The organism is Streptomyces sp. NPDC014006 (assembly GCF_043088925.1).
Taxonomy (GTDB): domain Bacteria; phylum Actinomycetota; class Actinomycetes; order Streptomycetales; family Streptomycetaceae; genus Streptomyces.
This window is the reverse complement of sequence record NZ_JBICAJ010000002.1, coordinates 701,762-724,177: the sequence shown is the minus strand read 5'-3', so window position 1 is coordinate 724,177 and position 22,416 is coordinate 701,762. Positions and strand designations below refer to the sequence as shown.

Annotated in this window: 20 protein-coding genes and 1 pseudogene; 12 read left to right on the top strand and 9 right to left on the bottom strand. The window is 68.7% G+C overall.

What is annotated here, in order from left to right; all coding sequences use genetic code 11:
* Nucleotides 1–27 precede the first annotated feature (27 nt).
* The 5 genes from ACF1GV_RS09760 to ACF1GV_RS09740 are packed head-to-tail and all read right to left on the bottom strand — an operon-like array spanning nucleotide 28 to nucleotide 3,871.
* Nucleotides 28–807 carry an exodeoxyribonuclease III gene (locus ACF1GV_RS09760; protein WP_391679370.1) on the bottom strand — a complete coding sequence of 260 codons (780 nt, stop codon included), beginning with the start codon at nucleotides 805–807 and terminating at the stop codon, nucleotides 28–30.
* 52 nt (nucleotides 808–859) lie between these two features.
* Nucleotides 860–1,495, bottom strand: a complete 636-nt coding sequence (locus tag ACF1GV_RS09755) for an MBL fold metallo-hydrolase (RefSeq protein ID WP_391679371.1) — start codon at nucleotides 1,493–1,495, stop codon at nucleotides 860–862.
* 54 nt (nucleotides 1,496–1,549) lie between these two features.
* On the bottom strand, nucleotides 1,550–2,851 hold the full coding sequence (gene pcaC, locus ACF1GV_RS09750) for a 4-carboxymuconolactone decarboxylase (protein WP_391679373.1): 1,302 nt from the start codon (nucleotides 2,849–2,851) through the stop codon (nucleotides 1,550–1,552).
* A 13-nt stretch (nucleotides 2,852–2,864) separates the two neighbouring features.
* The gene (locus ACF1GV_RS09745) at nucleotides 2,865–3,698 is read right to left on the bottom strand and encodes a transposase (RefSeq protein ID WP_391679376.1); all 834 of its coding nucleotides are present in this window, start codon (nucleotides 3,696–3,698) and stop codon (nucleotides 2,865–2,867) included.
* Nucleotides 3,695–3,871, bottom strand: a complete 177-nt coding sequence (locus ACF1GV_RS09740) for a hypothetical protein (protein WP_391679379.1) — start codon at nucleotides 3,869–3,871, stop codon at nucleotides 3,695–3,697. Before ACF1GV_RS09740 ends, ACF1GV_RS09745 begins: the two co-directional genes overlap by 4 nt.
* Nucleotides 3,872–4,038: 167 nt before the next feature.
* On the opposite strand from ACF1GV_RS09740, the pseudogene ACF1GV_RS09735 reads away from it, so the two are divergent.
* The 9 genes and pseudogenes from ACF1GV_RS09735 to ACF1GV_RS09695 form a co-directional block, all read left to right on the top strand.
* A pseudogene (locus ACF1GV_RS09735) lies at nucleotides 4,039–4,443 on the top strand (fatty acid desaturase family protein); the annotation flags it as partial.
* Nucleotides 4,438–4,647 (top strand): hypothetical protein, encoded by a 210-nt coding sequence (locus tag ACF1GV_RS09730; RefSeq protein ID WP_391679645.1) that lies wholly within the window; start codon nucleotides 4,438–4,440, stop codon nucleotides 4,645–4,647. The pseudogene ACF1GV_RS09735 and the gene ACF1GV_RS09730, both read left to right, overlap by 6 nt.
* 697 nt (nucleotides 4,648–5,344) lie before the next feature.
* Entirely contained in the window at nucleotides 5,345–7,213 is a 1,869-nt protein-coding gene (locus ACF1GV_RS09725) for a hypothetical protein (protein ID WP_391679381.1), read from the top strand.
* A gap of 32 nt (nucleotides 7,214–7,245) precedes the next feature.
* On the top strand, nucleotides 7,246–8,430 hold the full coding sequence (locus ACF1GV_RS09720; protein ID WP_391679383.1) for an ROK family protein: 1,185 nt from the start codon (nucleotides 7,246–7,248) through the stop codon (nucleotides 8,428–8,430).
* Between the two features lie 38 nt (nucleotides 8,431–8,468).
* Nucleotides 8,469–10,202: an alpha-glucosidase gene (locus tag ACF1GV_RS09715; RefSeq protein WP_391679385.1), complete on the top strand. Its 1,734-nt coding sequence runs from the start codon at nucleotides 8,469–8,471 to the stop codon at nucleotides 10,200–10,202.
* Nucleotides 10,203–10,235: 33 nt separating this feature from the next.
* Complete coding sequence (locus ACF1GV_RS09710) at nucleotides 10,236–11,549, top strand: ABC transporter substrate-binding protein (protein WP_391679387.1); 1,314 nt, start codon at nucleotides 10,236–10,238, stop codon at nucleotides 11,547–11,549.
* A gap of 100 nt (nucleotides 11,550–11,649) precedes the next feature.
* Entirely contained in the window at nucleotides 11,650–12,543 is an 894-nt protein-coding gene (locus tag ACF1GV_RS09705) for a carbohydrate ABC transporter permease (RefSeq protein ID WP_391679390.1), read from the top strand.
* A gap of 2 nt (nucleotides 12,544–12,545) precedes the next feature.
* Nucleotides 12,546–13,466, top strand: a complete 921-nt coding sequence (locus tag ACF1GV_RS09700; protein WP_391679393.1) for a carbohydrate ABC transporter permease — start codon at nucleotides 12,546–12,548, stop codon at nucleotides 13,464–13,466.
* A gap of 346 nt (nucleotides 13,467–13,812) precedes the next feature.
* Entirely contained in the window at nucleotides 13,813–14,121 is a 309-nt protein-coding gene (locus ACF1GV_RS09695) for a hypothetical protein (RefSeq protein ID WP_391679395.1), read from the top strand.
* A 202-nt stretch (nucleotides 14,122–14,323) separates the two neighbouring features.
* Here ACF1GV_RS09695 and ACF1GV_RS09690 read toward each other — a convergent pair whose 3' ends face one another.
* A complete protein-coding gene (locus ACF1GV_RS09690; protein ID WP_391679398.1) occupies nucleotides 14,324–14,860 on the bottom strand; it encodes a nuclear transport factor 2 family protein in 537 nt (178 codons plus the stop codon).
* A 926-nt stretch (nucleotides 14,861–15,786) separates the two neighbouring features.
* Here ACF1GV_RS09690 and ACF1GV_RS09685 point away from each other — a divergent pair.
* The 3 genes from ACF1GV_RS09685 (at nucleotide 15,787) to ACF1GV_RS09675 (ending at nucleotide 17,595) form a co-directional block, all read left to right on the top strand.
* A complete protein-coding gene (locus ACF1GV_RS09685; RefSeq protein WP_391679577.1) occupies nucleotides 15,787–16,212 on the top strand; it encodes an SMI1/KNR4 family protein in 426 nt (141 codons plus the stop codon).
* A 532-nt stretch (nucleotides 16,213–16,744) separates the two neighbouring features.
* Complete coding sequence (locus ACF1GV_RS09680) at nucleotides 16,745–17,137, top strand: hypothetical protein (RefSeq protein ID WP_391679400.1); 393 nt, start codon at nucleotides 16,745–16,747, stop codon at nucleotides 17,135–17,137.
* A complete protein-coding gene (locus tag ACF1GV_RS09675; RefSeq protein ID WP_391679403.1) occupies nucleotides 17,134–17,595 on the top strand; it encodes a hypothetical protein in 462 nt (153 codons plus the stop codon). Before ACF1GV_RS09680 ends, ACF1GV_RS09675 begins: the two co-directional genes overlap by 4 nt.
* 313 nt (nucleotides 17,596–17,908) lie before the next feature.
* Here the strand turns inward: ACF1GV_RS09675 and ACF1GV_RS09670 are convergent, their stop codons facing one another.
* From ACF1GV_RS09670 to ACF1GV_RS09660, 3 genes are all read right to left on the bottom strand, one after another.
* On the bottom strand, nucleotides 17,909–18,919 hold the full coding sequence (locus ACF1GV_RS09670; protein ID WP_391679406.1) for an IS110 family transposase: 1,011 nt from the start codon (nucleotides 18,917–18,919) through the stop codon (nucleotides 17,909–17,911).
* 717 nt (nucleotides 18,920–19,636) lie between these two features.
* Nucleotides 19,637–21,073, bottom strand: a complete 1,437-nt coding sequence (locus tag ACF1GV_RS09665; protein WP_391679412.1) for an amidase — start codon at nucleotides 21,071–21,073, stop codon at nucleotides 19,637–19,639.
* A 181-nt stretch (nucleotides 21,074–21,254) separates the two neighbouring features.
* A complete protein-coding gene (locus ACF1GV_RS09660) occupies nucleotides 21,255–22,322 on the bottom strand; it encodes an Lrp/AsnC family transcriptional regulator (protein WP_391679415.1) in 1,068 nt (355 codons plus the stop codon).
* Between the last annotated feature and the right edge of the window lie 94 nt (nucleotides 22,323–22,416).

Below are 22,416 nucleotides of genomic sequence, written 5' to 3'. Positions count from 1 at the left end.
CGGCCGGGAGGATCCGAACGACCCGACCTAGACGTCCAGGTCGACGACGACCGGCGCGTGGTCCGAGGCGCCCTTGCCCTTGCGCTCCTCCCGGTCGACGTAGGCGTCCTTGACGGCCTTGGCGAACGGCTCGTTGCCGTAGACCAGGTCGATGCGCATGCCGCGGTTCTTGGGGAAGCAGAGCTGGCGGTAGTCCCAGTAGGTGAACGGGTGCTCGTACTTCAGCGGGCGCGGCACCACGTCGTTCAGCCCGGCCTCGCGCAGGGAGGCGAGCGCGGCGCGCTCCGCCGGGGTGACGTGGGTGGAGCCCTCGAAGGCGGCCGCGTCGAAGACGTCGTCGTCGGTCGGCGCGATGTTGTAGTCGCCCAGCACCGCGAAGGGGCGACCACCCTGGGCGTCACCGGCGACGGCGGCTCTGAGGGCCTCCAGCCACTGAAGCTTGTACGCGTAGTGCGGGTGCTCCACCTCGCGGCCGTTCGGCACGTACACCGACCACACGCGGACCGGGCCGCAGGTCGCGGAGATCGCGCGCGGCTCGACCCCGCCGTCGAAACCGGGGTCGCCGGGCAGGCCCTTGACCACGTCCTCGATGCCGACGCGGGAGAGCACCGCCACGCCGTTCCACCGGCCGGTGGCGTGCACCGCCGCCTCGTATCCCAGCTCGCGCAGCTGCTCGACGGGGAACTGCTCCTCGGCGACCTTGGCCTCCTGCAGGCAGAGCACGTCGGTGCCGCTGCTCTCCAGCCAGGTCAGCAGCCTCGGAAGGCGGGCGGTGATCGAGTTCACGTTCCAGGTCGCGATGCGCATGCCTCACAACCTACCCGGCGGCACTGACAACGCGATCCCGCCCGGGTCGGTCCTAGACGTCGGTGCAGTCCCCGGGGGTCAGCCGCCGGTGGTCCGTGCCGCCGAGGGCGCCGATCTGGCGGTCGTAGATCGGGCGGGCGAGGTCGGTGAGGAGGGCGTCGTGTATGTCGTAGGCGCGTTGCGGTTTCACCTCGCGGACGTAGTCGATGACCTCGGAGATCTTGTTCCAGGGGGCCATGACCGGCAGCATCAGCGTCTCGACTCGGCGGCCGGGGACGGTGAGCGCGTCGCCGGGGTGGAAGACGGTGCCGTCGTCGATGAGATAGCCGACGTTGGTGATGCGCGGGATGTCCGGGTGGATCACGGCGTGCAGCTCGCCGTGGACCTGCACGTCGAAGCCGGCGGCGGTGAAGGTGTCGCCGTGGCCGACGGTGTGCACACGGCCCGGGAAGGCCGCGGAGATCCGCTCGGCGACCGAGCGCAGGGTCCAGATCTCGGCGGCGGGGTTGTGCTCCAGCGCGGCCCGCAGCCGTCCCTCGTCGAAGTGGTCCGGGTGCTCGTGCGTGACCAGGACGGCGTCCGCGCCGAGCGCGGCGTCCTCCTCGCTGAAACCGCCGGGGTCCAGGACGAGGGTCCGGCCGCCCTTCTCCAGGCGGACACAGGCATGCGACATCTTCGTGAGCTTCATGCGTCCCATCCTGCATGCGCGGGGCGGGGCGCGGTGGCGCACCCCGCCCCGGGGTCACTCCGCGAGGGTGGTCTCCTCGAGGATGACCTGCTGGGCCACGCGGAAGGCGCTGTTCGCCGCGGGGACGCCGCAGTAGACGGCCGCCTGGAGCAGGACCTCCTTGATCTCGTCCGGGGTGAGGCCGTTGCGCAGGGCCGCGCGGGTGTGGAAGGCGAGCTCTTCCAGGTGGCCGCCGGCGACGAGCGCGGTCAGGGTGACACAGCTGCGGGAGCGCCGGTCGAGGCCGGGTCTGTTCCACACCTCGCCCCAGGCGTAGCGGGTGAGAAGCTCCTGGAAGTCGCCGGAGAAGTCACCGGCCTGCGCCAGCTCCCGGTCGACGTGGGCATCGCCGAGCACCTCCCGGCGTACCTTGAGCCCCGCGTCGTACGGGTCGGGCCGCCCGGCGGGCTGGGGCTGCGCCACGGGCGGCGCGATCTCGGCGATCGGCGCCGTCGGCTGCGGGGGCGGTGCGGCCAGCACGGGCTTGACGGGCGCGGCAGGGATGGCGATCTGGCCGGTACCGGGGTCGATGAGGGGCTGCCAGGCCGTCGAGAAGTGCGTGACCAGCAGATCGGTCACGGCGGCCGGCTGTTCCACCGGAACCAGATGGGAGGCGCCGGGTACGACCGCGAGTCGGGCGTCGGGGATGCCGGCGACCAGCGTGCGCGCCTCGGCGGGGCCGGTGACCTGGTCCTCGGAGCCGACCAGTACCAGAGTCGGCACGCCGACCCGGCCCAGCTCGGGCCGCACGTCGAACGCGGCGAGTGCCTCGCAGGCGGCGATGTAGCAGCCGGGGTCGGTGGTGCGCACCATCTGCACGGCCCACTCGGTGATCGCGGGCTGGGCGGCGGCGAAGCCGTGCGTGAACCAGCGGTCGGGGGACGTACGGGCGATCGGGTCGAGGCCGTTGGTCCGGACGATCACCCCGCGCTGGCGGAACTCGTCGGCGGTGCCGAACCGGGGGGAGGCGGCGATCAGCACGAGCGAGGCGACCCGCTCGGGGTGGCGCAGCGCCAGCTCCACGCCGACGGCACCGCCGAGGGCGCATCCCGCGTAGCCGAAGCGCTGCACGCCGAGCGCGTCGAGGGTGGCGAGCAGACGGGCGGTCAGCTCGGCGACGGACCCCGCGGGGTGGGCGGGCGCGCCGCCGTGCCCCGGCAGGTCGAACCGCAGGACGCGCCACTGCTTGGCAAGCTCGGGGACCTGCCGGTCCCACATGTGCCATGTGGTACCCAGTGAGGGACCCAGGATCAGGACGGGGGCCTCTTCTGGCCCGTCAAAGCGGTATTGCAGGGTGTTCGACGGTGTCTCACTCACGCGTCAGACCCTCTCACGTATCGCGACTGCCCCTATGACGGGGGTGACGACTGCACGGGTCTGACCAGGTGGCAGACCTCTCGGCCGCGTAGCGCTTGAGGCTTCGGACCATCTCGCGTCGAGTCTTGCCCGCCTTGCTGCGGCGTTCGTCGTAGTCCTGGGTACGCGGGTCAACGCGCAGGCGAGTCTGCACGATCCGGTGCAGGGCCGCGTTCGCTTGCCGGTCGCCGCCCCGGTTCAGGCGACGGTACTGCCGACTGCCCGAGGAACGCTCGGCCGGGATGACCCCGCACAGCGCCGCGAAGGACGCCTCACTGCTCAGGCGTTCCGGGTTGTCCCCGATCGTGATCAGCAAAGTGACGGCTGTGTCCGGACCGATGCCCACTACCTCAAGCAACCGGGGAGCGTGGCGTTCCACCAGCCGGGTCAGGCGGCCTTCCAGGTCCCGGACTTCTTCGCTGAGCTGCCCGATGCGCCGGGCCAGCAGACACAGGGTGACGTGGGTGGCGTGGAGCACCGCCCCTTCGTCGGCCTCGTGGTTCAGGCTGTCGTCGACGAGCCCGGCGCAGGTGCGGATGAGCTCTGCGTTGCCCAGCCCGGACAGTTCCTCCCTCAGCTGCGGATCGGCACGGATGAGGACGGCCTTGAGCTGGTTGATCGCCTGGGTGCGGGCCTTGACCGCCGAGTCCTTGGCCAGCTTGTACATCCGGGCGATCTCCACTGGCCCGTCGCCCGTCTTGGCCTGGGCGCGCGCCCGCCCGCTGAGCACGGCCCGGGCTGCGTTCTCGGCATCGAGCGGGTCCGACTTGCCGCGCCGCCGGCGGTCGGCCCGGTCGAACCGGTTCACTTGAAAACGTCCACGCCCTGGGCCAGCAGGTAGCGGGACAGGGCAGCTCCGAAGGAACCGGTCCCTTCCACTCCGGCCCGGCGCACCGTACCCGACGCCCTGGCCCATCCCAGCAGGTCTCGGTATCCAGCCGCGGTGGCCGGGAACTCCTTGGTGCCGATCACTTCCCCCACCAGGGAGAGACAGCGGTCACATGGGCATGCGTGTCCACTCCCAGGACCACCTCCCTCGCCGACCGGCGGCGACGAGAACGCGAAGCGGGAGGTGTGCCGATCACGCTCGTTCCCTTTCAGGCCGACGGCTTATCGCGTAGCCGGCACCGGGCGTGCGGACGGTCAGCCGCGGGAAGAAAGACGCCGCCTACATCCGTAGGGTCATCTCGGCGCAGCGCAAGCTCAAGTTGGTCAGCAGGGGCGTGCTGCTGTTCTCGATCTTCCCGCCGGCGTGGCTGATCGGCACCGCCGGTCTGTCCGTGGCGAAGATCATGGACAACATGGAGATCGGCCACAACGTCCTGCACGGCCAGTGGGACTGGATGCGGGACCCGAAGATCCACTCCACCACCTGGGAGTGGGATCACGTCTCGCCGTCCGACCAGTGGAAGCACTCGCACAACGAGCTGCACCACACGTACACCAACGTGATCGGCAAGGACAACGACCTCGGCTACGGCATCATGCGCGTCGACGAGGACCAGGAATGGCAGCCGTTCCACCTCGGCCAGCCGCTGTGGACCTTCATGAACATCAGCCCGGCCGGCTCCGACCCGACGATCATCCTGGTCGCCGGCGGCGCCCGCAACTACCTGGCCACCAACAACATCACCGCGAACGTTGGCGTCAAGGTAGTCCTCGACGCCTCCTCCGCCGAAACAAAGCTCCTTTACACCCCACAGAACTCTCAAGTGCAGGCGTTCACCACCAACTACTCGCTCGTCGCCACGCCCTGAACGCATCCTGCGCCCAGGCGCAGGACTGTGGGGCGGTTCCGTGGAGCGTCTTCGACACGCATGGAGGCGGGCGGGCCGCGCACAGAGGAACGCGGAGGGTACCAGCGGGTGTCGCGGGCTCGGAACCGAGCCGGGCATCCGCTGCCCGGCGCTGACCGCCGTCCGCGCCGCTGCTCGCTCGCATTCCGACCGGCAAGAGGCAACCGAACGAGCGCGTCTGCCGACGGGCGCCGCACCGCTCGCCGCGACGGCCTGGGAGCCGCCTGCCGTCCCAGTGGCCGCGGCAGCCCGCTGAGGTACCTCGCCGCCCCAGGCTCGGCACCTTCGTGTAAGTGACCAAGGCACGCCGGCCATGCGCACCGGCTGGTGCCTCCAGTGGTGCGCAGAGGGATCAGCTCGGACGTCAGGACGCCTTTCCACGCCCCGGCTACCCCCTGTTTTCTTCGCTGCATCACAAAAATAGCCGAGGGGAGGCGCACCCTCAAGGACCCTGGGCTCGCATCAGCCTTCTACGACCTCCCGCCTGTTGCTTAAAGGGGAAGCCGCCCGCCAGCCGCCCGCCAGCTCCCTGGGTCACGGTTGCGTAAACCCCTATTTACTTTCTTGACGCACAAAAATAGCCAGGACACACTCCCGTCATCCGCAGGCAACCGGTCGAGTCGCACCGGCCCTGCCCACTGACGGACGGAGCCTTGCCATGGCACTTTCCCGAAGGGCCCTTCTCTCCGGCGCCGCAGCCGGAGCGGGCCTCGTGGCCCTCGTCCCCGCCTCCCCGGCCCTCGCCGCCGAACCGGCCGCACCCGGCCTGCCCGCCCAGCGCACCGGTCTCCGCAGCCTGCCGGTGGCCGGCCGCAACAGCGTCTTCTCCCGCTCCGGCGCCGGCCCCCTGTACTGGAACATCTACGGCTGGGCCTTCCCGCACAACGCTCCCATCCCCGAGGACGAGTGGCAGGCCAACATCGACTGGCTGGCCCGTGACTTCGCCCCGTACGGCTACACGATGGCCTGCACCGACGGGTGGATCGAGGGATCGAGCAGGACGACCGAGCACGGTTACGTCGTCAGCTACAACGACTCCTGGACCCACGACTGGGCCTACTGGGCGCGCTACCTCGAGGACCGCGGTATGCGGCTCGGCGTCTACTACAACCCGCTGTGGGTGCACAAGGCCGCCGTCGCGGACCGCGGCAAGACCGTCGTCGGCCGACCGGACGTCAAGATCGCCGATCTCGTCGTCGACGGTGACTTCTTCGCGTCCGACATCGGCGGCGACAGCCTCTACTGGATCGACGTCACCAAGGACGGCGCCAAGGAATACGTCCAGGGATACGTGCGGTACTTCAAGGACCTCGGCGTCCCCTACCTGCGCGTCGACTTCCTCTCCTGGTACGAGGACGGCCGCGACTCCGGCCTCGGCCGCGTCAACCGGCCCCACGGCCGCGACAACTACCTCACCGCACTGAGCTGGATGAACGAGGCCGCGGGCGAGGACATGGAACTGTCCCTGGTGATGCCGCACCTCTACCAGCACGCCGAGGCGGAGATCCGCTACGGCGACATGGTGCGCATCAACGCCGACGCCGACAAGGGCGGCTGGGAGCGGCTCAGCGGCGGCCGGCAGGACTGGCAGAACATGTGGCCGAACTGGTTCAACCCCTTCGGCGGGTTCACCGGGTACGCCGACCGCTCCGGACGCGGCCAGCTCATCCTCGACGGCGACTTCCTGCGCCTCCACACCTTCGCCAACGACGACGAACGCCGCACCTGCGTCTCCCTGATGACCATCGCCGGCTCCCCGCTGGCCATCGCCGACACCCACGCCGACATCGCCGACCACGGCTGGGCCTACACCAACCCCGAGGTGCTCGCCCTGCACCACCAGGGCCTGGTCGGCAAGCCCTACTTCCACAACGGCACCTCCTACGCCGACGACCCCTCCAGCCGTGACAGCGAACGCTGGGCGGGCCAGCTGCCCGACGGCACCTGGGCGATCGCCCTGTTCAACCGCTCCGACGCCCCCGCCACCCGCGCCCTGGACCTGTCCGCGCTCGGCATCAAGGGCACGGCAAAGGTCCGGGACGTGTGGAAGCGGCAGGACCTCGGCGAGCTGAGCACGGTCACCGTCGAACTGCCCGCCCACGGCTGCCTGTTCGTCACCGTCGCCCCCACCGACCGCTGCCGCTACCAGGCGGCGTTCGCGGCGTGGGGCGGCGGTGCCGGCTTCGCCAACTCGCTGCCCGGGCACGAGGCGATGGGCTACGCCCGTATCGCCGGCGAGAACCAGTCGGTCACTTTCACCATCAGGGCACCCCACGCGGGCACCTACCGCCTTGGCGTGCGCTACCAGGCCACGGAGCGGGGCCGGCTCACCCTCGACGCCGAGCAGCCCGATCACACCGTGGTCAGCGCACCCCGCTCGGTCACCTTCGGGGCCACCGGCGGGAAGTGGGCCACCCTCAGCGGTGAAATCAAGCTGGCCGAGGGCGAGAACCTGGTCACGTTCATGCGCACCGCGGGCGACACCGGTTCGATAGCGCTGAACTACATCGACGTCACCGCCCGCTGACGTTACGGCACCCACGCTGGGAGGCACCTGGGATGAGCCCCACCCCGATCCCCTTCTCGGATCTCGTCAGTGAGCAGACCCGCGCGGAGATCTTCGCCACCGTGCTCACCGCCGGTCCGCTCTCACGCACCCAGCTCGCCCAGCGACTGGGACTGGTGCCCTCCAGCGTCACCCGCATGCTGCCGCCCCTGCTCGAGCACGACTACCTGCGGGAGAGGGATGCCGCTCCGCACGGGCGGGGCCGACCGCAGAAACTGCTGTACGTCAACCCCGACAAACACGTGGTCGTCGGTATCAAGATCGGGCCGGCGCTGGTGTCCGGGGTGGTCACCGACATGGCGGCCAACGTGCTGGCCAGGGGCGAGCGACCGATCGACGAATGCCGCCCGGAAACCGCTCTGTCCGCCGCCGCGGCACTGGCCTCGGCGCTGCTGGAGCAGGCGCCGCAGGCGGCGGACCGGGTGTTGGGCATCGGAGTGGGAGTCAGCGGTCACGTCGACTCCGCGTCCGGCATCTGCCGCTACTCCGCCCTGCTGGGCTGGACGAAGGTCGACGTGGCCGGCCCCCTGTCGCAGGCGACGGGCCTGATGGTCACCGTCAACAACGACGTCAACACCCTCGTCGTCGCCGAGCGGTGGTTCGGAGCCGGCCGGGACGTCGACTCCTTCGCCGTCGTCACGGTGGGACCCGGTATCGGTTGCGGTCTCCTGCTGGGCGGCAATCTCTACGCCGGCGCGAGCGGCATGGCCGGCGAACTCGGCCACCTTCCGCTGGACCCGGCCGGCCCGATGTGCAGCTGCGGTCGCCGCGGCTGCCTCGAGGCGCTGGCCGGCGACCGGGCCGTGCTGCGGCACATCCAGGACGGCGGCATCGCCGACTGCACCACCATCACCGACGCCATCGCCCTGGCCCGCGGCGACCACGCCGCCGCCCGGACCGTCGCCCGCGCCGCCTTCACCGAGGCCGGCGCCGCGCTGGGACGGGGACTGGCGGGCCTGTGCAACCTGCTCAACCTGCAGAAGATCATCATCGCCGGCGAAGGAGCCGTGGCCCACGATCTGTTCGGCCCTGCCATGCAGCAGGCCCTCCAGACGTACGCCTTCTCCGACGCCGCTCGCGACTGCGAGATCCACATCGACCCGGTCACCCATGACCTGTGGGCGCGCGGCGCGGCCTGCCTCGTGATCCGCGAAGCCGTCGGCTCCGCCATCTCCTGACGCCCATCCGACGATCACCCCGACACGAGGTTACTGACGTGCTCCTGAACATGCCCGCCGACACTCCCGCCTGGTGGAAGAACGCGGTGGTCTATCAGATCTACCCGCGCTCCTTCGCGGACTCCAACGCGGACGGCATCGGCGACCTCCCGGGGATCACAGAGCGTCTGGACTACCTGGCAGAACTCGGTGTCGACGTGCTGTGGCTGTCACCCGTCTACCCCTCCCCCCACGACGACAACGGGTACGACATCAGCGACTACCAGGACATCGACCCCGTGTTCGGCACGCTCGCCGACTTCGACCGGCTGCTGTCGGCCGCCCACGCTCGCGGCATGAAGCTGGTGATGGACCTGGTCGTCAACCACACCTCCGACGAACACCCCTGGTTCACCGCTTCCCGTGACGGCGGCCGGGAAGGCCCCCGGCGTGACTGGTACATCTGGCGCCCGCCTCGCCAGGGCATGGAGCCGGGCACGCCGGGCGCGGAACCCAACAACTGGGGATCGTTCTTCTCCGGGTCCGCCTGGACCTTCGACGAGGCGTCGGGCGAGTACTACCTGCACCTCTTCTCCCGCAAGCAGCCCGACCTGAACTGGGACAACCCCGAGGTGCGGCAGGCCGTGCACGCCATGATGCGCTGGTGGCTGGAGCGGGGGGTGGACGGCTTCCGCATGGACGTCATCAACCTCATCTCCAAGGACCCGGCCCTGCCCGACGGGATCGTCCCCGAGGGCGGCCGCTTCGGGGACGGCAGCCCCTTCTACGTCTGCGGGCCACGCATCCACGAGTACCTCGCCGAGATGCACCGCGAGGTGTTCGCAGGCCACCCGCGTCGGCTGCTGTGCGTCGGTGAGATGCCCGGCGTCACGGTCGACGAGGCGAGGCTGTTCACCGACCCGGCCCGGCGGGAGCTGGACATGGTCTTCCAGTTCGAGCACGTCGGACTCGACCAGGGACCCGGCGGCAAGTTCGACGTGCGCCCCCTGAAGCTGAGCGACCTCAAGGCCAGCCTGGGCCGCTGGCAGACCGGTCTGGCCGAGGCCGGCTGGAACAGCCTGTACTGGAACAACCACGACCAGCCGCGGGTCGTCTCACGTTTCGGCGACGACAGCGACCCCGTCCTGCGGGCGCGTTCGGCCACCATGCTGGCGACCGTGCTGCACCTGCACCGGGGCACGCCCTTCATCTACCAGGGCGAAGAACTGGGCATGGTCAACGCCCCGTTCACCTCCATCGACGACTTCCGTGACATCGAATCCCTCAACCACTACCGCGAGCAGCGTGCACTGGGCGTCGACGAGGAGAGGGTCCTGGCCGGGCTGCGAGCGCGCGGCCGCGACAACGCCCGCACGCCCATGCAGTGGGACACCACCGACCACGCCGGCTTCACGGCCGGTGAGCCGTGGATCGCGGTCAATCCCGACCACCGCCATGTCAACGCCAAGGAACAGCTCGCCGACCCCTGCTCCGTCTTCCACCACTACCGCCGGCTGATCGACCTACGTCACACCGAACCCGTCGTGACGGACGGCGACTTCCGGATGCTGTTGCCCGACGACGAGCAGATCTACGCCTTCACCCGTGCCGACGACACCACCGAACTCCTCGTCCTGGCCAACTTCACGGGCTGTTCCGTGCCGGTGACCGTCCCCGACGGCTGGCAGGGCACCGAACTCCTCCTCGCCAACATCCCCATGGCAGCACCGCTGACCACCCACCACACCCTGCTGCCGTGGGAAGCACGCGTTCACCGCCGCACCGCTCCTTGAGCCGGTCCGTCCCTCTACCGCAAGGAACCCGCCATGAGCAACAACTCTGTCCTGGTCTCCCGGCGCCGCATGCTGACGGCAGCGGCCTGCCTCGCCCTGATAGCTCCGCTGGCCGCGGCCTGCGGTGGTTCCGGCACCGCCGCCGGGGAGGGCAAGACTCTCCGGCTGTGGCACTACGAGGAGCAGGGCGGCGCCCTGGACAGGGCGTGGGCGGCCGCCATCGACGAGTTCAAGAAGACCCACCCCGGCGTCAAGGTCGTCTTCGAGCGCAAGACGTTCGAGCAGATCCAGCAGAACGCCGGCATGATCCTCAACTCCGACAGCGCGCCCGACGTCCTGGAATACAACAAGGGCAACGCCACCACGGGTCTGCTGGCCAAGCAGGGCCTGCTCACCGACCTGACCCCCGTCGTCAAGGCACACGGCTGGGACAGGAAGATCAGCGAGAACGCGTCCGTCACCGCCCGCTATGACACGAACGGCGAGATGGGTGGCGACAAGTGGTACGGCGTTCCGAACTACGGCGAATTCGTCCTCGCGTACTACAACGACGACCTGTTCAAGAAGTACGGCGTCGCCAAGCCCACCGACCTTGCGAGCTTCGAGGCGGCGCTCGCCAAGTTCAAGAAGGCCGGCATCACCCCCCTCGCCAACGCGGGCAACGAGTACCCCGCCTCCCACTGGCTCTATCTGCTCGCACTGACCAAGGCGAACAAGACCTGGGTCGACGACTACCAGCTCTACAAGGGCAAGACCGATTTCCACGGCCCCGAGTGGACGTGGGCGGTCACCAAGTACAAGGACTGGCTGAAGAAGGGCTACTTCGACAAGAAGGACGTCGGCCTCAAGGGCGCCGACATGAGCGAGCAGTTCGTCTCCGCCAAGCGTCCGATCATGGTCAGCGGCAACTGGTTCTTCGGCGGCTTCACCCACGACATCAAGAACTTCACGTGGTCGGTCGCCCCCTACCCGGGCGCCACGATGACCCTGGGCTCCGGCGGCAACCAGTGGGTCGTCCCGACCAGGGCCCGGAACAAGAAGCTCGCCGAGGACTTCATCGACATCACGATGTCGGACAGGGTCCAGAAACTGATCGGTGAGAACGGCAACGTGCCGATCGCCGTCAAGCCCGACCAGATCAGCAACGCCCGCTCGAAGCAGCTCATCGGCGCCTTCGACCGGTACGAGCACTCCAACGGCCTGGCCTTCTACCCGGACTGGCCCGTCCCGGGCTACTACGACGCCCAGGTCGCCGCCACCCAGAACCTCATGAACGGCGCGAGCACCGACACCGTCCTGGACGAACTCGCCGCGCCCTACGACAAGTACGTCTCCACGCGGCACTGAGGCTCATCCGCCGGGCCCCAACCCACCGGCCGGCACCCGTCCGGGGGCGGCGGCGCCTCCTCCCCGCCGCGTCGCCGCCCCCCACCCCCAAGGAGCAACCGTGAAAACCCAACGCCGCCCACTTCCCACGGGCTACGCCGTCTTCCTCCTGCCGGGCCTGCTGCTGAGCCTGCTGTTCCTCGTCGTTCCGCTGGTGATGACGTTCGCCTACAGCTTCACCCGGTGGACGGGCATCGGCCCCGCCGCCTTCACCGGCATGGACAACTACACCCGCCTCCTGCAGGACTCCGACTTCTGGGCGTCCTTCCGCAACATCGGCTTCGTCATCGTCGGCATGGCCGTGGCCCCCACCCTGCTGGGCCTCTTCCTCTCCGCCCTGCTCTTCGACTACGTCGGCAAGAAGCACGGCGACCGCGTGGTCACCCTCCTGCGTTCCGGCCTCTACCTCCCCCAGGTCATCCCGGTCGCCGTCACCGGCCTGATGTGGGGCTGGATCCTGGCCCCGGAGGGCGCGGCCAACAGCCTCCTGGACAAGATCGGCCTGAAGTCCCTGGCCCAGAACTGGCTCGGCGACCCCGAACTCGCCCTGTGGGTGGTCCTGGCGGTCCTGGTCTGGATGCAACTGGGCTATCCGCTGGTGCTGTTCCTCTCCGGCCTGCAACGCATCGATCCCGAACTGTACGAGGCCGCCGACCTGGACGGCGCCTCCTGGTGGACCCGCTTCACCCGCATCACCGTCCCTCTGCTGCGCCCGGAGATCTACGTCGTCCTCGTCACCACCACCATCGCCGGCCTGAAGGTCTTCGCCCAGATCTACGTCCTGACCGGCGGCGGACCCGGCAACGCCACCCTGGTGCCCTCCTACTTCGCCTACCAGAACTTCTTCGAGCGCGCCGACGTCGGCTACGGTTCCGCGATCTCCAGCACGATGACGCTTCTCGTCCTGGTCATCGCCGCCACCACCCTGACCCGCCAGGCCCGCGAGGACGGATGACCATGAGCACCGACACGACGACACCCCAGCCCGTGGCAGCCCCGGAAGCCGCCCGCGAAGAATCCGGGCCGACCACGCAGGGCCGCAAAGCCGCCGGCTCCCGGCGCACCCCATTGTCCTGGGCGACGCTCATAGCGGTCGGCGTCTTCACCCTCGTCTTCCTCGCGCCCTTCCTCATCATCCTGCTCAACTCGTTCAAGACGAGCGGCGACTTCCGCTCCCACGGCTCACTCTCCTGGCCCGGGAGCTGGAACTGGGGCGTCATTGCGGACGTGTGGCAGCGAACCGACTTCACACAGAAGCTGCTGAACAGCGCCGAGACCAGCCTCGGCGTGGTCGTCATCGCCGTCGTCCTGGCCCTGTTCAACGCCTACGCCCTCGGCATCGGCCGTATCCGATGGCGCACGGCCTTCCTGGTCTTCTTCCTGGGCGTGAACGTCCTGCCCCAGGAGGGCCTGGTCTACCCGATCTACTACCTGTTCAAGGAGCTCGGCCTGTACGACGGGAAGCTCGGCTACACACTGCTGATCGGCATCACCTACAGCGCCTTCGGCACCTATCTGCTCTCCTCCGTGTACAGCAGCTTCCCCCGTGAGCTGATCGAGGCGGCCTCCCTCGACGGCGCCGGCCGCTGGACCATCCTGTGGCGCATCGTCCTGCCCATGAGCTGGCCCACCTTGTCCGTGATGTGTGTCTTCTTCTTCGTCTGGAGCTGGAACGAGTTTCTCTACCCGCTGGTCCTGCTCGTCTCCAACGACCACCAGACCGTCCCCCTCGCCCTGGCCGGGATGCGCGGCCAGTACACCAGCGACCCCACCGCCCTGAGCGCCGCGGCCCTCCTCGGCGTCGTCCCCATGGTCGCGTTCTTCCTCATCTTCCAGCGCTCACTGACCCGCGGCGTCACCGCAGGCGCGGTGAAGTGAGCCGGCACGCCCCGGCCCGGTTACCTGGACGCTCTCTCCAAGCCCGCCCTCCCGCCACAAAGAGACGGAGCCTCGATGAGGAAACACAGCGAGACCGTACGAGACAGGAGACGCGGACCTGCTCCGGCCCGGCGCCGCCGGTCGGCCCGGATGCGCTTCGCCGTGGCGGTGACCACCGCGCTGGCCATACCGGCCATCGTCCAACCGGTGACGGCCTCGGCCGGCTCGGACATGGCGCCTGCCCGTCCGACACCTCACCGGTGGACCTGTCGACAAAGGTGGACCTGACCGCGGCCAAGGCCGCGAAGGCCCTGCGACGGTCCTCTCCGGCAACGCGCGGTTTCAGGTGCTGACCTGCAAGGTGGTACGCCTGGAGTACTCCACCAAGGACTTCCTCGACCTGCCCAGCTTCAACGTGCTGAACCGGCAGTTCACCGTGCCCCACTACACCACGTCCGAACAGGACGGCTGGCTGCCGTTGCGTACCGATGACCTGGTGCTGCGGTACCGGATCGGCTCCGGGCCGTTCACTGCCGAGAACACCCGGGTGACCCTGCTGCGCCGGCCGGCCGACGGCAACACCGAAATCACTCCCGGCTGTCCCGGCGAGTGCACCTTAGGCCGAGGACGAGGCGGACGAGTCCGACCCGCGTAGACGAGAGCGGCGGCGGATCCGGCGCAGGCGCCGGGTCCGCCTGAGGCCGCCCGGCTCGGGCGTTCGTGCGGCGGGCTGACCAGCAAGGTCCACCTGATCCGCAGGACCCTACGACGTACCTCCAAGCAGCACCACGCGGCTGACATGTCGACGCTGAAGGCTTTCTACACGGCTGCGGCCATAGCGCCGCTCCGGCCAGACCTCACGGCAAGCGGTTGCCCCTGTCTACCAGCTGATTGAGGGGGCCGTCTGTCAGGGTCGCACGCTGGTCCGTCACGACGGGCAGCCGTGACAGCGCCGCGGGCTCGATGAGTTGCGTTTGGCTGAGGACCGATGCCTGGTCCCAGTAGATGTGCTCGCTCGAGATCAAGGAGCCCTCGAAAGTCACGATGGCGATCACGGCGATGCTGACGGGGCGCCCAGTCGGGGCCACCCCCGGAAGGATCCAGGGCACCTGGCTGTCATGGGTGAACGAGATCAGCATTTCATCGACGATGCGGTCGCGTCCCGTGGTGCGGCTCAGCGATGTGATCGTGAAGTCCTGCGGATTGTGTCCTACGAACCAGCGGGCGTAGAAGTCCCGGACGGCCAGCCTGCCGCGGGCGCCCATGGCTGTGGGCACATGGAGCACCTCAGGTGAGTCCGTCATCGTGGCCATGGCCGCATCGACATCGAGCGTGACGAATTCGTTGCTGATATGGAGCTCCCAGATGCGCTCCAGGTCCTGGGCGGCGGTCACGAGCAACCTCCTCGAGGTCAGACAGCTGGCCGCACCGATCTTTTACCGCGCCGACGCGCGCCTGGCCGAAACACGCCGAGCGGGACCAACCATGTTGAGCGGATCTCCCGACGCGAGCCGCGCCCACCTCCCCCGGCTGGCGCCCTTGCGGTCACGGCCGAGGTCTGGCTCCGCCGACTTAACCCACGGCGGCCGCCCCAGGGCTCTACTGCCAGCCGCGAGGGGGTGATCTGGCGATTCCGCACCGGCAGAAGAAAGGCAGACGTGGCGGCAGGCCCGTCACCCACAACGCCAATCTCTACCGCGACCGCAACACGGTCGAGCGGGCCATCAACAAGATGAAGGACTGGCGAGGCATCGCCACCCGCTACGACAAGACGCTTGCGCGAGCATCCGGACCGGGTTCCTTCCTGGTGAGGGGCAGGGGAGGTGCCGGACCTGCGCCGGGGACCGGGAGCGTCACCGAGTCGCCGATCTCCTTCTGCGGGCCGGAGAACAACAAGTGCGGAGACGCAGTCAGCGGGGACATTCCGACCAGAAGGCCCGCTGCCGTCGGCAACGGCGCCCCGGTAAGCGCGGACTACCGGGCCAATTTCTTTACCGCGAACCCAAGCGTGAAGGCGAGTAGCGGATAGTGGGTCCACCATGCAGTGGAGCGACAGGTTCTGAAAAGATACCCCGGGCTATTCACCATTGACGAACTCAACGCACCGAAAAACCTGCGGGGGATCCCGAGCAGCGTCAACAGCGAGCTCCACCTAAGCCGCATACGAAATTCTGTGGAACGGCTTTTACAACACTCATCCGACGGCCACGAGGCAGGAGATTTTGGACTATGCTACGTTCATCGACGATTTCGTGGGTGGGGAATTCGAGCCTCGGATCCGCTAGTTGATCGAATGTTGTATCCTGTTGCGGAGTGAAGCTTGAGTGAAGGGAATCCCCAGTGTGGAAAGACGTTGGCTGCCGAGGCCTACGTCGGCGCTACATTCAGGGACCCTGTCCTTTCCGTCGACCTTGAGGAAGCGGAGCGCTCGCTGGGGGAATCCCTTCCACAGGAGCTGAAAAACCTCTTGTCGGAGACCGACGGAATCACTGGACGCACGAGTTCGGACGCCGTTTGGTCCTTGGAAAGAATTGTCCGGGACAACCTGAGATTCCGTCGGGAACGCTCCTTCGTCGAGCTCTACATGCCCTTCGATCCATTTCTCTTCTTCGGCGACAATGGAGGCGGGGACCAGTTCGCCTCGTGCTGCGCCCGGCGCGACCGGACATCTTCGTTTGGCAGCACGAGAGCGACAGTCGCAAGTGGGTCGCCAACAATTTGCAGGACTACCTTTCCCGCCGACTGAACCAGGGCGGGGATGACTGGTACGAAAGCTACTAGCAGGGGTGGCGGGATATCAGGCCGCCCAGCGCAGCGAGAGTCGGCCAAGCATTCATACTGGTCTGCACCGTCCCAACTCAGTGCAACAAAACGCCTGACAAACCCGGCTGCTAGACACGTTGGCGAGGGCAATCACAAAGGCAGCGGGCCACAAAGCGCCACAAGGATAGGCCGCAGAGGTGCCGACCGCGTCGCCCGACAGCGCAGCCGATCTCACGACGAAGCCGCACCGGAGCCTTCCGGTGCGGCTTCGTCGTCTCACGGCTCCGCGCACAGGCCCCACTGAAGCGGCCCATGACGCGGCCGGCGGTAATGCGGCGGCTCCTGAGAAGGCCACGCCCCAGGACGCAGCGGAATCTGCGTCCAGTGCGGCCTCCCAGCCTGACGCCCCAGCCACCGGCGCCGCGGGTACGAAGGGGGCCAACCCGCAGCGGGGTCCGCACGGTTACCGCTACGGCGATGCCAAGACAGGCACGCGGGGTAAGCGAACAGGCGCTATGCCCACCGTGCATCGGCAGCAAGCTTTCGGGGACTGGACGCTGGACGAGCGGCTCGGCGACGCTGCTGCTCTGCGCGACGCGGTGTCGGGACAATCCGCCGGCGCGGCGCGCGTGGCCACTTGGACCGCCGCGGTCCACACTCAGACCGGGGAGATCGCCACCACCTGCTCCGGCCATGGAAGCTGCGCCGAGATCACCATCCTTGAGGTCACCAATTGGGACCCGGATCTTGCAGTTTTCACCCCTGCCATGCGGCTCGAGAACCTCAAGGACTGCATGGGGAAGATATGGCAGGAGAAGGCGATCTGCGACGTTTGCGAGGTCCTGCTGCCTGATTCGAGCAAACTTGAAGGTGCTTACCGAAAGGAACGGCGTTGGCCCCCTGGATGATCGAGCTCTCCCGGATTGACTGGGGGGCGTACGAGTGCCGGTGCGGTGAGGGCGGCCATGTCGGGGAGGACATGCGGCGGATCATCTCCGCTCGGTCGCTCGCCGAGATGGGCGTGGCAACACTCGAGGGACACGTCGAGGACCAGGCGATGGTTGCCCCTGTAGCCGCGCCTGCGGCAGGGGTCATCATGGCCGCGTTCCAGGAAGACCTGGCGCCCGTCGTCGTCGAGGAACTGCTGCTGGCCCTCTGGCGCCTCGTCCTGGGGGAGGCCGACGAGAGCGTCACTGCGGAAATCCACGAACAGGTACGCGACGGCATCTGGCTGATCTACCGGGAGGCGACACGCGGCGATACCGAGACCGCACTCGAGATCCTCGAATATGTCGAGCGCGACCGGGCGCGCTACGAACACGTTCGCCAAGCCCTCGCCGGTCGCCTGGCCAAGCGCACCCGCTGACGCGAGACGCAACCTCACCGACGACCAGATCCGCGGGGCGGCCGGCACCGGTGGCGTGATCTGCGTGACTGCTTACGGATCCCCATCTCGCCTCACGGATCTCCGTCTCGCCGGCTGCGATCGCAAATCCAGCGTCCTCGAGTGCATCGCAGGAACACGAACTGCATGAGGAGCCAAGCGCGTCATGCGCGCCAGGACAGTCGAATTCGAGACGAAGCCGCACCGGGAGCACTCCGATGCGGCTTCGTCGTCTCGCGGCTCCGCGCAGAGGGGCCGCCAGGGCGGACACCGGCGCCTCGCCGTATCACAGCCCCTATGAGCAGGGTGCTGGCTGTAGCTGTTTGACCAGGTGGAAGACCTCGCGGGCAGCATAGCGTTTGAGGCAACGGACGATTTCGCGCCGGGTCTTGCCCTCCTTGATGCGGCGCTCGTAGTAGTCCTGGGTGCGCGGGTCCACCCGCAGGCGGGTGAACACGATGCGGTGGAGCGCGGCGTTGGCCTGACGGTCGCCGCCTCGGTTGAGGCGACGGAACTGCCGGCGTCCCGAGGAACGCTCGACAGGGCTGACCCCGCACAGCGCGGCGAAGGACGCCTCGCTGTCCAGGCGGTCTGGGTTGTCCCCCACCGTGATCAGCAACGTGACCGCCGTGTCCGGGCCGATCCCCACCACGTCGAGCAGCTGCGGGGCATGGCATTCCACGAGCCGGGCAAGACGAGTCTCCACGTCCCGGATCTGCTCGGAGAGCTGGCCGATCCGGTGAGCCAGCCAGCCCAACGTGATCCGAGTGGCCTGCAGCACCGACTCCTCGCCGACCTCCTCGCAACTGCTCGCGTCCGCGAACCGTGCACAGGTACGGAGGAGTTCGGCATTGCCCAGTCCGGCCAGCTCTGCCCGTAAAGCGGGATCAGCAGTAACAAGGACGGCCTTGAGCTGATTGATGGCCTGGGTGCGGGCTTTGACAGCCGATGCCTTCGTGAGTTTGTACATTCTCGCAACCTGCACCGGCCCGTCGCCCGTTTTGGCCCGGGCGCGGGCCCGCCCGCTCAACACGGCTCGCGCCGCATTCTGGGCATCGAGCGGATCCGTTTTACCGCGCCGCCGACGATCCGCCCGATCCATCCGATTCACGTCAAACACGTCCACGCCCTGGGCCAGCAGATAGCGGGACAGGGACGCCCCATAGGAGCCGGTCCCCTCCACGCCGGCCCGCTCCACGGTTCCCGACTTCCTCGCCCACTTCAGCAGATCCCGGTATCCAGCCGCGGTGGCCGGGAACTCGTCAGAGGCAAGCAGCGCCCCCGTCAAGGAGAGCACCGCAGCCACGTGGACGTCCCGGTGTGTGTCCACGCCCAGCACCACTTCCCCCGCCGGGCGACGACGGCGGGCCCGCGGAGCAGGCGTCGTACCGGGCAGTGTCGAACTGCACATGCCCCTTTCCCTTCCGGTCCGATGTCGCGTCGCGTTGCCGGTACCGGGCCGCGTCGGGCGGTCAGAATCGTGAGGACGCCGCAACTGTCGACAGGCCCCTATCGGGACACACCCCGCCGGCCCGGCACCGGCAACGCACCGTCCCCGACCACCGGCCGACACTGTGACAGCAGGACACTTCGGTCAGAAATATCATGAGTCAGACCATGGGCCCGGGACAGCACCCACCCATCCTCCCGCCCCCCATCTCGCTACCGCTCAGGAACCGCAGGACCTGCTCAACCCCCTTCACGCAACACCCCGAACCTGATCCCGGACGAGCAAAAACAGCACACGAAGGCAAGCTACGCGATCAGGGGTCGCCAGCGGCAAGAGCGGCGAGCCGATCGGCGGATCCCTCGCCCCCTTCGACAGCACCTCAACGCCCGGAGCAATGGAACCCGGCCTCTCACCGCACCGGACTGCGTCGACTCCCCCGGACCAGGATGCCTTGATCTGGCATTACGCGCCCATCCTGGACTGGCCCGGACGCCCACGGACGGCTGTTGATGTTCGCGGTCGACGGTGTGGCCTTTGTTCCAGGTAAGCGTCAGCGCAACGGGCGTGAGCCGGTCAGGCGAGACGGTCCTGGACGGGTGCGTACGACCAGGGCCGTGTGGTCTCCAGGGCTTTGCCGACGCGGAAGACGGTCGGGTCGTCGTAGGGGTGGCCGACGATCTGGAGGCCGGTGGGGAGGCCCCAGCTCGACATGCCCGAGGGGACGTTGAGGACCGGGCAGCGGTTGTTGATGTTGAACGGGTTGGTCATGGCACACCACAAGGTGTCCGCGACTTCCTCGCCGTGCACCACGACCTTGTCGCCCGTGAGGTCGTCGCCCGCGTGCCAGCCGGGGACGGCGGTGGTGGGGCAGAGCAGGGCGTCGAATCCGGCCATGGCGGTGGCGAGTTGGCGCTGGAGCCGGTGTTCGGCGCGCAGGGAGTCGAGGTAGCTCGCCTGGGTGCGAGCGTACGACATGACGTCCGCGAAGGCGACCGCGTACGGGCTGAGCAGGTCGCGGTGGGTTTCGGCGGCCTCGATGACGACGGCGCCGAAGATGGTGGAGAAGTGGCCTGCGATCGCGGTCAGCAGGTCGTGGTGGGTCCAGGGGAGGGTGATCTCCTCCACGGTGGCGCCGGCGTCGGCGAGGGCCTGGGCTGCCGCCCGGGTACCGGCCTCCATCTCCGGGTGGACGTCGTACTCGCCGAGGCGGACGCACAAGGCGATCCGCATCCCGGTCACGTCCTCGTACGTGGTGGGCAGGGTGAGCTTGGGGCCGATCGAGGCGTGGTCGCGGGGGTCGGGTCCTGACAGGACGTTCTGGAAGGCGATGACGTCGTCCACGGTACGACCCATCGGGCCGTCGCCCCGGTAGTGGTCGGCCGTGAGCACACCGAGGCCGGGGTTGCGGCCGTAGGGGGCCTTGAAGCCGACGGTGCCGGTGAACGCGGCCGGGATGCGGGTGGAGCCGCCGATGTCGGAGGCCGAGGCGAGCAGGGACGTACCGGCCGCGAGGGACGCGCCGGAGCCGCCGGAAGAGCCGCCCGGGGTGAAGTCCGGGTTCCAGGGGTTGCGCGTGATGCCCCACATGCGGGAGTGCGTGTAGGTGGCGAGGGAGAACTCGGGGGTGGTGGTGCGGGCATGGATGATCCCACCGGCGTCGAGGATGCGGTCGACCGCTGGGTGGTTCTCGGTGGCGATGTCTCCCTCTTTGCTGAGGGAGCCCTCGGTCAGGGAACGGCCCAGGATCGCGTGCTTCTCCTTCGCCGCGACCGGAATGCCTTCGAGGGGGCGGGGGGCGAGGCCGTTCCTGCCTAGATAGCGGTCCTCTGCGTGCCGGGCCTGTCCCAGCGCCTGGTCGAAGAGGCGTTCGGTGAAGGCGTTGATCCGCGGTTCGACCTTCTCGGCGCGTTCGATGACGGCCCGCATCAGCTCGACGGGCGACAGCTCGCGGCGGGTGAAGAGCCTCAGCGCCTCGGTGGCGCTGAGATAGCCGAGGTCGGTGGGCGGCATGGGTTTCCCCTCTCGCTCGTGGGCCCGGGGCGGGCCGTCTGGCGGTGCCGTCAGCCTCGGGGACCGGCCCCGCCGCCCCGCCGGATTGCACGGATCCGCCAGGGGCGGGGGTCAGGTGCCGGAAAGCGCAGCAGGCTCGGGAGGGGCGAATCGGGCGACCGGGTGCCAGACCTCGTGAAGTTCAGGCGACCGGGTGCCAGACGTCGATCGGGACGCAGCCGGTGCTGCGGCCGTCGTCGGCGAGCAGGCGGCCCATGCGCTTGACCCAGCGCAGGGTGACCGTACGGTTCAGCACCCGCGTCGCGGGGATCCTGGCGGCGACCTGGGTCTCGTAGCGGGCGAGGTCGTCGAGGGAGTGCAGCCATACGACGGTCAGCAGGTTGGCCTCGGAGGACACCGACGCCGCCATGCGGGTGTCCCGCATCCGGCACAGCTCATCCCCGGCGCGGGTGAGCTGCGCGGGCGGTACGGACATCCAGAGCGTGGCCGTGCTGCGCCAGCCCGCGTGCAGGTGGGCGGCGTCGCAGCGCAGCACGGCCCGGCCCCCGTGCAGCAGCGAGTTCAGCATCCGCCGGACCGTCGACTCCGGGCGCTCCAGTTCGGCGGCGATCGAGGCGACGGGGCGGCGGCCGTCCTCGGCGACGGCGAACAGCAGGACGCGGTCCTCCGCCGTGAGGGTGGCCCCGGCGGCCGTCCGATGGGATGCTTCCTCGGTTTCCGCCAGGTCGCGCTGCTGGTCGCGGGAGAGCGAGTCCATGCGCCATTCGCTTCCCTCGCGGTGCAGGTGCTGCACCAGGTGGGTGCGGGTGGCGGTTACGTCCTCGATACGGCTGAGGGCGAGGACGTAGCCGCTCATCAGCGACATCGTCGCCGTGGCCACGGTCAGGAGCAGGTCGCAGGATCCGGCCACCAACTCCACGCTCATCGCCTGCGGATGCCGGGCGAGCCGCTCGGCCAGGGCTTCCCGGGCCTGCGGCACGCACGACACCTCGATCAAGGCCATGGCCCCGTACGTCACTTGGGAGGGCGCCGCGTAGCAGGTGACCCAGGCGGCGCCGGAGTCACGCAGCCGGGCCCAGCGACGTGAGAGCGTCGCGGCGTCCACGCCGAGGGGCCGGGCGAGCTGCGCCCAGGGGGCGCGGGGTGCCATCTGCAGCGCGTTGACGAGCGCGAGGTCGAGTTCATCGAGTGTTCCCCGGGACGGGGTGTCGCCCGTACCCGGGGCGGCAGATGGTGCGGATTCCTGCATTCGATCAGCCTCCGGTCGCGGATTCTTGCAATTTCGGGCCGGGCCGGGAAGTGGCCTGTTCTGTATCCCGCATCACACCGCACCCCCCGCTCCG